A 12667-nucleotide genomic window follows, 5' to 3' on the forward strand; every position below is an offset into this window, starting at 1 on the left:
TATCCGGCGGCAGCGTCCCCGTGCACCTGTCTGCACCCGCCCGGTACGGCCCGGAGCGGGCGGGTGTCGAGTGGTTGTTCCGCACGCACAGGCGCGGGACACTGGAATTCGTCCGGCGACGAGGCTCGCCGGAACCGCGCCGTTGTGGCGCGGGTGGCTTCCGTACGAGCCGGTCGCCCGGTGTCGCGGGAGGTGGGCAGTGGTGTCACGCATCACCGTCGAGGTCGAGTCGACCATCGGTTCCGCCATCGGCAAGTCCTCCGTCGACGAGTGCGATCGTCCGGCGTCCGGTGTTCCGAGCGCTCCGGGCGTATCGGATGCTCCGGACACGGCGGGTGCTGGGGGCGCGCGGGCTGTCCGGGCTGCTGGGGACGGGTCCGGTGTGCCGTCGGTGTCGGGCCCGAGCGGTGGTGTCCGCGGCTGGCCCGTGGGGCAGGGAAGTGTCGAAGACACCCTGGCCCCGGACGGGCGGGCCGTCCGGACCATGGTTCTGATGCCGGAGCCGGCCCGGCCGGGCGACGAGGTGACGGCCTGGCCGGTGGCGTTGCTGCATCTGAACGACGGCCGTCGTGATGTGGACGAGGTGCTGTGCGTCGCCGAGGCCGAGCCCTTCGTCGATCTGGTCGACGCCGCGGATCTGGGCCGTTGGCACGCGGAACCCGACGTGTGGGCGACGGCGCTCGGCCGGCTCTCGCCGGGAGCGGTGTACCGGGTGACCGGGTGCGGTGGTCGCAGGGAGGCCGACCAGCTGGTGTCCGACGCCCGCCACGCCTATCTCCGGCTCACCGGATGCCTGGAGTGATCGGGGGGACCGGAAGGGTTCGAGCCGACGGAGTTGCCGAGGTGGCCGGAGTGACCGAGGTGAGCGATACGGCAGCGGAGTCCGGGCGCGGTCCCGAGGACGGCGGCCGGCTGATCGTGCTGCGGCACGCGAAGTCGGCCTGGCCGGACGGGGTTCCCGATCACGAACGTCCGCTGGCGGGCCGGGGCCGCCGCGACGCCCCGGCGGCCGGACGCCGGCTGTACGAGGCGGGGTACGTCCCCGATCTGGTCATCTGCTCGACCGCGCGACGTGCCCGCGAGACCTGGCACCTGGTCGCGGCGGAACTGGTCGCCGCGGAACCGGACGTGGTGTTCGAGCCGAGGGTGTACGAGGCGAGCGCGTCAGCCCTCCTGCATGTGCTGCGTGACGTCGTCGTGCGCGGCGGCTCGGAGCCCGGTCGGACGGTGCTGTTGATCGGTCATCAGCCCGGAGTGCAGGAACTCGTCCTGTCCCTGGCCGGTGGCGGGGACGAGGAGGCGCTCGCACGGGCCCGGGGCAAGTTCCCGACTTCCGCGTTCGCGGTTTTGGCGGTGCCGGGTGCGTGGGGCGCGCCCGGCATCGGGGCCGGGCTCGCGTCCGGGGCGGCGGTGCTCACGGACTTCGCCGTACCCCGTGGCCCCGTTACCGCCGGGAGGCGGTGAGGGCTCGTAGGCCCCGTGCCCTGCCCTTGCCCTTGTCGGCCCCGTGTTCCGGACTCGTCGTTGTTGGTCCCGTGTCCCGTCCCCGCGCTTGTTCGCCTTCGCATCCGGGTTCTCGCTACTCGCTACTCGCTCTCGGCGAGTCGGGTTCGGGCTCGGGTCCGGGCTCGGGCGCGTTCGCGGGACGCCTCGATCTCCGCGTACGCCGAGTCCCGCCCCTCCCAGTGGGATCCCTCGACGGACTTGCCGGGTTCGAGGTCCTTGTAGACCTCGAAGAAGTGGGTGATCTCCAAGGTGTCGAAGGTGGGGATGTCGTCGATGTCCTGCACGTCGGAGTACCGCGGATCGTGGGCCGGTACGCACAGGACCTTCTCGTCGGGGCCCTTCTCATCGCGCATGATGTACATGCCGACGGCCCGGCACTCGATGGAACAGCCGGGGAACGTCGGGTCGCCGACCAGCACGAGCGCGTCGAGCGGATCGCCGTCGCGGCCCAGTGTCCCTTCGATGTAGCCGTAGTCGGCCGGGTACTTCGTGGACGTGAACAGCATCCGGTCCAGGCGGATGCGGTGCAGTTCGTGGTCCATCTCGTACTTGTTGCGGGAGCCCCGGGGGATCTCCACCGTTACGTCGAACTCCATGACCGCCTCCTGGGGCCGTCCCGGCCGTACCGGACGTACCCCGCAAGGGTACGGCGGACGGCGCATCGGTTCTCATCTCACGGTCGTGGCGTGACGGCCGGGCACCGCCGGGGCCGGCGGTCGGGGGGCGCGGTCGCGGTGAGCGCCGTCACCGGCACGCGCGGCGCGTGTTCGCCGTGCGTGCCTCCCGTACATCCTCGATCGTCGCCCGGTTCGCGGCAGCGCGGCAGGGGCCGGGTGCGTCCGATCGGGGCAACGGGCGGATTCGGCCGATCCAGCCCGCGTTCAGCTGACCCGTCCGTTGGTTGGTCCGTCTGCTCCGGTCGGTCCGGTTGATTCGGCTGTTGCGTCCGCTCGGGTCGGTTCGGCTGATTCGGGTGGTGGTCGGCCGTCGGGGGACGGCGACGGCTGTTACGGCAGGTCGGTGCGGTCCATCCAGGCCGGTCGTACCGGCACCCCGTCCGCGTACCGTTCCATGTACTCCTCCGCCTCTTCCGCGGGAGGCTTCGCAGGCTGCCGCCCGTTTCGCCATGTGCCTCGTCGCTCGCGCGCCGGGGCGGGTGGCGCGTCGGCGGCCTCGGCCTCCGGCTCCGGCGTGGGTTCGGGTTCCGGCTCAGGTTCCGGCTCGGGATCCGGCTTGCGGGCGGCGCTGTCCTCCAGGAGCTCCGCCAGCGTGAACCGGGTACTGAACGACTGCCAGGCGCCGTCGATGACCAGGAGGAAACCGTCTTCCTTCCGGAAGAGCCGACGCCGCTTCTGGCTCCAGGGATGCGTCGGCGTATGGTTCCGCGCACGCCGCTCCAGCTCCAGCAGGGCCTCCTCGCGTGTCCCCGTCATGTGCGCCAGCACGTACGCCTCGGTGTGCTTGCGCTCCGCCGCGCCCACTGTTGTCTCCATGACCAGTCCCCAGGTCGCCATGTGCCCCCTCGTTCCCTTGTTTCCCCGTGCGTGAGCCCCGCGATCTTCCGTGCGAAAGGCCCGTGCGTGAAGCCGTGCGCGCGTGAAGCCGCGTGTGGCGCCTGCGGTTTCTCCGTGTGTGAAGCCCGTGCGCGGAGTCTGTGCGTGAAGCCCAGTCTTCCGGACAAGGCAGGAACCGTGGCGAGCGCTTATGTCGTCCTCACGCCCGGTGAGCCACCACGCGGTCATGACAACTGCCGCGCGGGCTACGCCATGTACCCGAAATCCAAGGAGCGGCATGAGAGTCCCCGGCAACCCCCGATCCCTGAGCAGCGGACCGGAAGGCGGCGTTCCTGTGCGGCGACGCGGTCCTCGCAGGGCTCTCCTGGACTGCTCGAAGGCGGCGTTGGTCGTCGCGCTCGTCCTTGGGGCCGGTACGGCGTGCAGCAAGGAGGCCCTGGACGACGCGGCCTCGGGCGACAGCCGCAAGGCCAAGGAATGGAAGGTCGGCGACTGCGCCGGGCCCGACACGAAGGAGTCGAAGGACGCCTTCCAGGCCCTGGACTGCGACGACCCCCAGGCGACGATCAAGGCCCTTGAGATCAAGGACGGTGCCATTTTCGCCAACTCGATCCAGTGCCCGGCCGGGACGGACGTGATCATCTCGGTGAAGATCTCCTTCGGTTCGAGCAAGTCCGCTACCGGCATTCCCAGCAAGACCGTCTGCGGTCGGAACCTGTCCGGTGATCACCCCGGTGACGCCGGGGCGGGTGGCGGTCAGTTGGTGAAGGGCGACTGCGTGAACGAAGAGGCCAAGGAAGTGCCCTGCGGCAGCGGGGGCAGTGGCGTGTTCAAGGTGCTCGACCTGACGAAGACGTCCAAGGAGTGCCCGTCGGGGACCGACAACCCCATCGAGCTGTTCCCGAGCCCCGGCCGGCCGTACAACGCGATCTGCACCAGCCGGACCTGATGCCGGGGCTCTTGCCCCGGCCGACCGCGTGCGGTGCTACGGGCATCCGCTGTCTGAGGGCGGGTGCCCGTTCGTTCCGCATGCGCGTTTCCGCCTCGCTCGTCCGGCCCGTTCGTTCCGCCTCGTTCGTCCGGCACCTCACCGCCCGGCATGCGCGGCGTCACCCGGTGTATCAGAGGCGTCATCCGGTGCTCAGCGGCGTCCGGCCAGTCGGTCCGCGGCCTTCGCGATGGGGTCGGTGCCTGGGCGGGGAGAGGTGAGTTCGCGGCGGTCGGCGGCGCGATAGGCGGCGTACATGCCATGGACGCCGAGCCAGCGGAAGGGTTCCGGTTCCCACTTGCGGACCTTGTGCCCCACCCAGGGCAGGGTGGTCAGTTCCGTGGGACCGGACTGGCCGGAGTCCTGCTGGATCAGGTCGCGCAAGGTGCGGGCGGCCAGGTTCGTGGTGGCGACCCCGGAGCCCACATAACCGCCGGCCCAGCCGAGGCCGGTGGAGCGGTCGAGCGTGACGGTGGCACACCAGTCGCGCGGGACGCCGAGGACACCGGACCAGGCGTGGTCGACGCGGACGCCCGCGGCGACCGGGAAGAGGCGGACGAGGATGTCGCGGAGCGCCTCGATGGTGGCGGGCTGGGTGCGGCCGTCGTTGTCGGTGGCCGAGCCGTAGCGGTACGGCACACCGCGCCCGCCGAGTGCGATGCGATCGTCGGCGGTGCGCTGGGCGTACATGTAGGCGTGGGCCATGTCGCCGAGGGTTTCGCGGCCTTCCCAGCCGATGGCGTCCCAGACGGACCGGGGCAGCGGTTCCGTGGCGATCATCGAGGAGTTCATGGGGAGCCAGGTGCGCTTGTGGCCCTTGAGGTTCGCGGTGAACCCCTCCGTGCACCGCAGGATGTACGGGGCGCGGACGGTGCCGTACGGGGTACGGGCGTGCTTGGGCTCGATGGCGGTGACGGGTGTCGACTCGTGGATGGTGACGCCGAGCGCCTCGACGGTCGCGGCCAGGCCCGTGACGAGCCTGACCGGGTGCAGCCGCGCGCCGTGCGGGGTCCAGGTGGAACCGACGGCTCCGGTGACATTGACGCGCTCCGCGGTCTCCCGGGCGCCGCGCAGCACGCGGTCGGTCTCGCCGAAGGCGATCTCCACGGAGTGGAAGTCCTTCAGCCGGGCCAACTGTGCGGGGGTGTACGCGACTTCGAGGACCCCGCCCTGATGGATGTCGGCGTCGATGCCCTCCTCGGAGGCGACGCGCACGACCTCGGCCACGGTGTCGTTCATCGCCTGCTGGAGCCGGACGGCGGCCTCGTGGCCGTGGAGCTTCGCGTAGCGGTCGCGCCCGGCGATGCCGTTGTAGAGCCAGCCGCCGTTGCGTCCGGAGGCGCCGTAGCCGCAGAACGTGGCTTCGAGGACGGTGATGTTGAGGAAGGGGACGGCCTTCTTGAGGTAGTAGGCGGTCCAGAGGCCGGTGTATCCGCCGCCCACGATGCAGACGTCGGCGGTGCCGTCGCCGGGGAGGGGTTCCCGGGCGAGCGGGGTGCCCCGGTCCGCGTACCAGAAGGATATGCCGCCGTTTACGGTGCTGACGGTGCTCATGTTGTCCCTGCTGTCCCTGCTTCGTCCGGTGTGAAGGCTGTGGTGCGTGGGGGGTTTCCGGCTTTCGCCTGGGCGGACGTTACTGCGCCGGAGGTGTTCCCGTCCTGTGCGGGGCCCGGCCGCGGGGCGTCTTTCCGGGCCGTGAACGGGGCGCTTCGCCCGACCGGAACCGTGACCGGGGCCTCTGGCCGGATCGCGAACGCGACCGGGCTGCTTTCCCCGGCCGGGAGTCGGGCCTTCCGCCCGGGTGGAGCCGGGAGCGGATCAGCGGACGGCAGGCGAGGCCGATGAGCACGGCGGCGAAGTGCCCCAGGTCGGTGAAGCCGGGGCCGGTGACGAGCGGAATGCCGTAGAAGACGAGGACGGCGAAGGGGTAGACCGGCCGCCAGGGCGCCGGGACTCGGTAGGTGAGGACGGCGATGACCCCCGCGAGCGCGTAACTGACCCCGACGTCGAGCGTGTTGGCGGCGGCAGGCGCCACGTGCCCGTGCCGGATGGCCCAGGCCAGTACTCCCTCGCTGACGAGGGTGGCCAGGACGTGGGCCGCGGCGGCCACGGCGAGCCAGCGCAGGGTGCCGAGCCAGCGTTCGGCGCGGGCGTGGAAGATGGTGTAGAGGACCACGTACGGCGCCCATCGGCCGTTGTCGATCCAGAAGGCACTGGCGATCAGGACGCGCACGGGATCCTGGGAGAGCTCGTGGATGTTGGTGGAGCGCTGGCGCAGGAACTCCTCTTCGAAGGCCGGGGACATCTGGTGGATGATCACGGTGGTGACGAAGAGGGCGGCCAGCCAGACGTAGGTGCCGGGCGCGCTGCGGATCCACGAGCCGACGTCGCGCAGCCACGAACCGGCGGTGCTGCGTGGCCGGGTGGGCGGGGCGGGGCTGCTGGGGGCCATATCCGATTGACGCATGGCGCTACGGTCGTTCGCGTGATCGACATTCCGGATGAGCTGATCGCCACCCAGTCCAAGTACAACGGGGAGACCGGGCGGGCCTTCATCGCCGCGTTGCCGCGGCGGGCGGCCGGGTTCCTGGAGCGGTGGGGGCTGCGGCGGGACGGTGCGGCCTTTCACGGGATGTGCGCGCTGGTGCTTCCGGTGGTGCGGGAGGCGGACGGCCGGCGGGCGGTGCTGAAGCTCCAGCCGGTGGACGAGGAGACGGCGGGGGAGCCCGTCGCGCTGCGGGTGTGGGGCGAGGCGGACGCGGGGGCCGTGGAACTCCTGGACCACGACCCGGCGACGGGGACGATGCTGCTGGAACGGCTGGACGGTGGCCGTTCGCTGGCGGAGATGGCGGACGAGCGGGAGGCGGTCCGGGTGCTGGCGGGACTGCTGGCCCGACTGTCGTCCGTACCGGCTCCGCCGGGGTGCGGGCTGCGGAGGCTCGGGGACGTCGTGGCGCGGCTGCTGGAGGAGGCGCCGGGCGCGGCGGAGGCGCTGTCGGACGAGGCCGAACGACGGCTGCTGGCCGACTGCGCGGCGGCGCTGCGCGAGGTCGCGGGGGAGCCCGGGGACCGGATGCTGCACTGGGATCTGCACTACGGGAACGTGCTGGCGCGCGAGGTGTGCGAGGCGGGCGGGGTGCGCGAGGCGGGCGGGACGGGCCGGGCTTCGCGGACGGGCCGGGGCCTGGGGCGGGTCCGGGACGTGGATCCGGGCCGGTGGGGAGCCATCGGTCGCTGGGCGCCCCACGGACGCCGGGTGGCCGGTGAGCGCTGGGCGCCCGACGAGCGCTGGGTGGCCATCGACCCGAAGCCGCTGATCGGCGATCCGGGGTTCGAGCTGCTTCCGGCGCTGGTGAACAGGTTCGACGCGGGGGCCGTGCGGTGGCGGTTCGACCTGCTGACGGAGGCGTTGGGCCTGGACCGGGAGAGGGAGCGGGCGCGGGCCTGGACGCTGGGCCGGTTGTTGCAGAACGGACTGTGGGCCGTCTCGGAGGGGGAGCGGCGGTTGGATCCGGAGCAGGTCGAGATCGCCCGGGTGCTGCTGGGGCGCGGATGACGCGGCGGGGTTCCTGCTCAGTGAAGGGCGGGTTCTGACGGCGCGCGGTCCGGGCGGGGTGCGGGCTCTGGCGGGGCGGGGCGCGGATCGGGTTCGGGTTTTGATGGGGCGGGTCCTGATCGGCCGCGGGCCTCTGCGGAAGCCGGCCGTCATGGGCTTCCGGTGAGACGGGTCGGCGCCCTACCGGCCGCCGCGTTTACGCTGCCCCCATGATTCGTACCGCTGCCCCCGCAGACATCCCCGTCATCCACGCCATGATCCGTGAGCTGGCCGAGTACGAGAAGGCCCCGCACGAGGCGAAGGCCACAGAGGAGCAACTGCACGAGGCGCTGTTCGGCGAGCGGCCCGCCGCGTATGCCCACATCGCCGAGTCGGACGACGACGGCGAGGCCGTCGGATTCGCGCTCTGGTTCCTGAACTTCTCCACCTGGCGCGGGGTGTGCGGCATCTACCTGGAGGACCTGTACGTACGGCCGGAGCGGCGTGGCGGCGGGCACGGGAAGGCGCTGCTCACGGAGCTGGCGCGGGTCTGCGCGGAGCGCGGCTACGAGCGTCTGGAGTGGTCGGTTCTGAACTGGAACGCCCCGTCCATCGCGTTCTACGAGTCGTTGGGGGCGCGCCCGCAGGACGAGTGGACGGTGTACCGGCTGACGGACGAGGCGCTCGCCAAGCTCGCCGTGCAGTAGGCCGCGGTTCGGTCCGGTCATGGCCGGGACCCGGCGTGGTCCGCCGCCACCCGCCACCCCCCGGCGCGATCCGGTCACGGCGTCGGCCAGGGCGCCTGCCCTGGCCCCGGCCCCGGCCCCCGACCTCGGCCTGGTACCGGTGGTTGTCGGTGGGATGGTCCACGATGAGGGCATGGCACGCATCAGCAGGAAGAAGGACGCCGTCGCGGCGGCGCTGCGGCCGGAGGTACGGCTGCCATCGTTGGTTCCGTACGACGGGAATGGGCTGGAGCCGGACGGGGACTACGACGGTCTGTGCTTCGACGGGACGGACCTCGCGGACGGAACGGGACCGGGCGCGCGGTTCATGGACTGCGCGCTGGAGGGCTGCGATCTGGACCGTACGGACCTGGTCAGTGCCCGCTTCATGGACTCGGTGCTGAGAGGCGTACGGGGGGTCGGCACCGACCTCGCGGGGGCGTCGTTGCGTGATGTGGAGGTGACGGACGCCCGGCTCGGCGGGGTGCAGTTGCACGGTGCCGCACTGGAACGGGTGTTGGTGCGTGGCGGGAAGATCGACTACCTGAATCTGCGGAAGGCGCGGCTGAAGGATGTGGTGTTCGAGGGCTGTGTGCTCTCCGAGCCGGATTTCGCCGAGGCGCACCTGGTGCGGGTGGAGTTCCGCGACTGCGTGCTGAAGCGTGCCGACTTCAGCTCTGTGCGGATGGAGTCGGTGGACCTGAGGACGGTCGCGGAACTGGACATCGCCCGGGGGGTGGAGCGGCTGTCCGGTGCGGTGATCAGCCCGGCGCAGCTGATGGAGCTGGCACCGGCGTTCGCGGCACAGATCGGGGTGCGGGTGGAGGCATAGCCCGTCGCGGGACCCGAGCGGTTCGGTTCGGCCCATCCGACAGGGGGAGGGCACGCCAGTGGGCGGATCGGATCGGTCGGGTCCGTTCCGGAGCCGGTGGGCGGGTTTGGCCGACCGAAGCCGGTGGAGGCGGGCCCGGTCGGCCGAATCCGGGGAGGTGGGCCCGGTCGGCAGAAGCCGGTGGGCCGGGTCCAGGGGCTCGCAGCGGTTGAGCAGGGGCTCGCAGCGGTTGAGGTGGACGGGCCAGTTGTTGGCAGATGTCTCGAATGAGTCAGATGCGGGGGAAGCGGGCCTGAAGGTCCCAGACGGCGGGGTTGTCGGCGAGGCCTTCGTGCATGTCGGAGAGGTCCGCGATCAAGTCGTGCAGGAAATCGCGGGCCTCACGACGCAGCAGCGCGTGGTTGAAGGTGAGCGGGGGTTCGTCGCCGGACATCCAGTCGGCCTCGATGTCCACCCAGCCGAAGCGGCGCTCGAAGAACATCCGGTCGGACGATTCGGTGAAGTCCAGCTCGGCCAACTGCCGCTGGTGCGAACGGCTGCCGCGCGGGTCTTGGTCGAGCTGCTCGACGATGTCACACAGGGCCCATGCGAAGTCGAGCACCGGCACCCATCCCCAGGCTGTGGACAGTTCGCGGTCGGCCTCGGTGTCGGCGAGGTAGACGTCCCCGGAGAACAGATCGTGCCGCAGGGCGTGGACGTCCGCGCGGCGGTAGTCGGTCTGCGGGGGATCGGGAAAGCGTCGGGAGAGGGAGTAGCCGATGTCGAGCACGGTTCGATGGTGTCATGCTCCCGGACCCGTCAACGCCATGACCGTGAACGCCTCCGAGCAGGCGACGCATGGGTGACCTCGGGATTGGGCGGATGCCGGACGCATGGTCTTCTGCGCATCGTCGGCCCACCTCATGAAGCCATGAAGCCATGAAGTGATGAAGTGATGAAGTGCAGCACATCGGAACTGCCGGGAGAATCCGACGCTGTTCACCAGTGCCTGCCGGGCACTGGGCATCCTCTTCCGGCCCCGGTCGCCGGCTCTCGGCCGGACCGGGCTACTGGAGCAGCCGCTGTTCCTTCGCCACGGCCACGGCGCCCGCGCGGGTGTCGACGCCGAGTTTGTCGTAGATGCGGCCCAGATGGGTCTTGACCGTGGCCTCGCTGATGAACAGGGCGCGGGCGATCTCCCGGTTGCCCAGGCCGTGGGAGAGCTGGGCCAGGATGTCCAGTTCTCGGTCGGTGAGGGTGGGCCCGGGGCGGCGCATCCGGGCCATGACGCGGCTGGCCACGGGCGGGGAGAGCGTGGTGCGGCCCTGGGCGGCCGAGCGGATCGCGGCGAAGAGCTCCTCCGGGCGTTCGGCCTTCAGCAGATAGCCGGTGGCACCCGCCTCGATGGCCCGCGTGATGTCGGCGTCCGTGTCGTACGTGGTCAGGACCAGCACATGGACGCCCGTGGCGGAGATTCGTCGGGTGGCCTCGACCCCGTCGATGCCCTCGCCCAGCTGAAGGTCCATCAGGACGACGTCCGGGGTGAGCTTGGCGGCCAGAGCGACGGCCTCCTCACCGCTGCCCGCCTCGCCGACCACCTTGATGTCCGGTTCGCTGCCGAGGAGGGCGAGCAGTCCGGCGCGTACCACCACGTGGTCGTCGCAGAGCAGGATGCGTACGGGCGGTGGCGTCGCGTTCATGCGAGGTCCTCCGGGGCGGGATCGGGCGGGGAGACCGGGGGCGCGGGCGCCGGTGAGAGGGGCACGACGGCGGACAGCACCGTACCCTCACCTGGCGCCGACTCGATCGTCAGCGTGCCGCCGAGCTGGCGCAGCCTGGCCCGCATCGCGGGCAGCCCGTGGCCACGTACGCCCCCGGTGCGGCCGATGCGACCTGTGGGCCCGGTCTGCTCGGCCGGGCTGAAGCCCCGCCCGTTGTCGGCGATGTCCAGGACGATCCGGTCGTCGAGGCGGGTCAGCGTCAGGGCGGCCTCGGTCGCGTGCGCGTGTTCCTTCACATTGGCCAGGGCCCCCTGGGCGATGCGCAGCAGCGCGGACTGCAGACGGTCCGGCAGCGCGGAGTGCGGTTCGCCCTCCACATGGCAGCGGACGGTGATCCGCCCCTGTGCCTGTGCCGTCTCGCGGGCGGCCAGTGCGTACAGGGCCGCTTCCAGTCCGCCGCCCTCCGCGAGATCGGCCGGTGCCAGGTCGTGAACGAAGCGGCGGGCTTCGGCGAGGTCGCGTTCCGCGATGCCCGTCGCCGTGCGGACGTGGCGACGTGCGGTCTCCGGGTCGGCGTCCCAGACGCGGTCGGCGGCCTGGAGCAGCATCTGCTGACTGGATAGGCCCTGGGCGAGGGTGTCGTGGATCTCCATCGAGAGCCGCTGGCGTTCCGCGAGGGCGCCCTCACGGCGTTCGGTGGCGGCCAGCTCGCGGCGGGTGCGCAGCAGGTCGTCGATCAGCTCCCGCTGGCGCTCGGCCAGCTCGCGCTGGCGTACGGCCTGCCGTTGCATGTGTACGAAGACGGCCGTCGCGACCGCCGCGACCGCGGGCGGGGCCACCACCAGGTACGGGTCGAAGCCACCGGCCAGCCGTACTTGCGCGGCGACGACGAGGAGGGTGAGCAGCGTGACGAGCGCGAGCGCGGCGCGCGGCGGGAGGATCCGCAGCCCGGTGTAGAACAGTGGGACCGCGCACCATGCGAAGCTCGGCGCGAGGACGACCACCGCCATCCACACGGTGACCAGCACCCCCAGCCACGCGAGGCTGCGCGGCGTCGGACGCGAACCGAGCACCGGCCCGAGCACGTACAGCGCGGCCAGGGCGACGGACAGCGCGATGATCCACGGGGTGCGGGCCTCGCCGGGGTGCCGCAGCAGGAAGCGGGTCAGCGAGGCGCCGAGGAGCATGAAGAATGCGGCGTGCATCAGGAGCATGAGCCAACGGGCGTCAGGGTCGCCGGAACCGTCCACGCCGAGGCCGTCCGGGACGGATCCGTTCGCGCCGGACCCGTCCGTGCCGGAGTCGGCCGCGTCGAGGGCATCGCCTTCGGTTGCGGTGTGCTTCTCTGCGGCTTCCGAGGCTTCTGCGGCCCGTGTGTCCCCTGTGGTCGGTGCGGTTTCTGCGGTCCGTGTGGCCTTCGAGGTCTCGGCCGCCTGCGTGGTCTCGGCCGTCTCCGCGCTCCGCCCGCCGGCGAGGCCGGGTGTCGGCCGGGTCCGGTGCTCCGCCACCTCGTACCCCTCGCTGCTCACCGTCGTTGCTCGCTGTCGTCGTTGACGACGGCCGTGCTGACCTGCACGGACACACCCATGGTCACCCCGGATGGCCACGGCCGCATCAACCGATCGGCTGATGGGGCCGTCGGCCGTTCCGCGAGCCGGTTCGAGCCGGTCCGTCGACCGTACAGGCCCGGAGACGGCCGGAAGATCGATGACAGAGCGGGAAACGCTCGCCCACCGCCGCCGAACGCGTCGAAGGGGCCCACGCATGTCGAAGGAATCTCAATGATCGTGTCAAGCCGCCTGTGTGACCGGTGGGGCGGAGGTGAACAGCCTTCCGTCACGGAGCATCGCCCAGAGCACGTCGACGC

The 12667-nt window shown here is 71.4% G+C and carries 13 protein-coding genes; 6 read left to right on the plus strand and 7 right to left on the minus strand.

All coding sequences use genetic code 11. The annotated features are described in order from the left end of the window. Positions 1-202 precede the first annotated feature (202 nt). Positions 203-802, plus strand: coding sequence for an inorganic diphosphatase (locus ACIHCL_RS27045; protein ID WP_399865684.1), 600 nt, complete (start codon positions 203-205; stop codon positions 800-802). Between the two features lie 59 nt (positions 803-861). Continuing rightward, entirely contained in the window at positions 862-1464 is a 603-nt protein-coding gene (locus ACIHCL_RS27050) for a SixA phosphatase family protein (RefSeq protein WP_399865687.1), read from the plus strand. Positions 1465-1586: 122 nt separating this feature from the next. On the opposite strand, the gene ACIHCL_RS27055 is transcribed toward ACIHCL_RS27050, so the two are convergent. Then, positions 1587-2102, minus strand: a complete 516-nt coding sequence (locus tag ACIHCL_RS27055) for an inorganic diphosphatase (protein ID WP_399865689.1) — start codon at positions 2100-2102, stop codon at positions 1587-1589. 411 nt (positions 2103-2513) lie between these two features. Continuing rightward, positions 2514-3020: a hypothetical protein gene (locus ACIHCL_RS27060; RefSeq protein ID WP_399865692.1), complete on the minus strand. Its 507-nt coding sequence runs from the start codon at positions 3018-3020 to the stop codon at positions 2514-2516. A 277-nt stretch (positions 3021-3297) separates the two neighbouring features. Here ACIHCL_RS27060 and ACIHCL_RS27065 point away from each other — a divergent pair, with 277 nt between their 5' ends. After that, positions 3298-3969, plus strand: coding sequence for a hypothetical protein (locus tag ACIHCL_RS27065; RefSeq protein WP_399865694.1), 672 nt, complete (start codon positions 3298-3300; stop codon positions 3967-3969). Between the two features lie 192 nt (positions 3970-4161). Here the strand turns inward: ACIHCL_RS27065 and ACIHCL_RS27070 are convergent, their stop codons facing one another. Continuing rightward, positions 4162-5562 carry an NAD(P)/FAD-dependent oxidoreductase gene (locus tag ACIHCL_RS27070; RefSeq protein WP_399865696.1) on the minus strand — a complete coding sequence of 467 codons (1401 nt, stop codon included), beginning with the start codon at positions 5560-5562 and terminating at the stop codon, positions 4162-4164. A gap of 79 nt (positions 5563-5641) precedes the next feature. Beyond that, positions 5642-6460, minus strand: coding sequence for a rhomboid-like protein (locus ACIHCL_RS27075; protein WP_399865730.1), 819 nt, complete (start codon positions 6458-6460; stop codon positions 5642-5644). Between the two features lie 33 nt (positions 6461-6493). Between ACIHCL_RS27075 and ACIHCL_RS27080 the strand changes: the two genes are divergently transcribed. The 3 genes from ACIHCL_RS27080 (at position 6494) to ACIHCL_RS27090 (ending at position 9100) form a co-directional block, all read left to right on the plus strand. Further along, positions 6494-7564, plus strand: a complete 1071-nt coding sequence (locus tag ACIHCL_RS27080) for an aminoglycoside phosphotransferase family protein (protein ID WP_399865698.1) — start codon at positions 6494-6496, stop codon at positions 7562-7564. Positions 7565-7773: 209 nt separating this feature from the next. Continuing rightward, positions 7774-8250 (plus strand): GNAT family N-acetyltransferase, encoded by a 477-nt coding sequence (locus ACIHCL_RS27085; protein ID WP_399865701.1) that lies wholly within the window; start codon positions 7774-7776, stop codon positions 8248-8250. A 172-nt stretch (positions 8251-8422) separates the two neighbouring features. Further along, the gene (locus ACIHCL_RS27090; RefSeq protein WP_399865703.1) at positions 8423-9100 is read left to right on the plus strand and encodes a pentapeptide repeat-containing protein; all 678 of its coding nucleotides are present in this window, start codon (positions 8423-8425) and stop codon (positions 9098-9100) included. 271 nt (positions 9101-9371) lie between these two features. Here ACIHCL_RS27090 and ACIHCL_RS27095 read toward each other — a convergent pair whose 3' ends face one another. The 3 genes from ACIHCL_RS27095 to ACIHCL_RS27105 form a co-directional block, all read right to left on the minus strand. Further along, a complete protein-coding gene (locus tag ACIHCL_RS27095; RefSeq protein ID WP_399865706.1) occupies positions 9372-9869 on the minus strand; it encodes a hypothetical protein in 498 nt (165 codons plus the stop codon). Positions 9870-10146: 277 nt separating this feature from the next. Then, complete coding sequence (locus ACIHCL_RS27100) at positions 10147-10779, minus strand: response regulator (protein WP_399865708.1); 633 nt, start codon at positions 10777-10779, stop codon at positions 10147-10149. Further along, on the minus strand, positions 10776-12050 hold the full coding sequence (locus tag ACIHCL_RS27105; protein ID WP_399865731.1) for a sensor histidine kinase: 1275 nt from the start codon (positions 12048-12050) through the stop codon (positions 10776-10778). Before ACIHCL_RS27105 ends, ACIHCL_RS27100 begins: the two co-directional genes overlap by 4 nt. Between the last annotated feature and the right edge of the window lie 617 nt (positions 12051-12667).

The sequence above is a fragment of the Streptomyces sp. NPDC052042 genome (genome assembly GCF_044548345.1).
Lineage (GTDB): Bacteria > Actinomycetota > Actinomycetes > Streptomycetales > Streptomycetaceae > Streptomyces.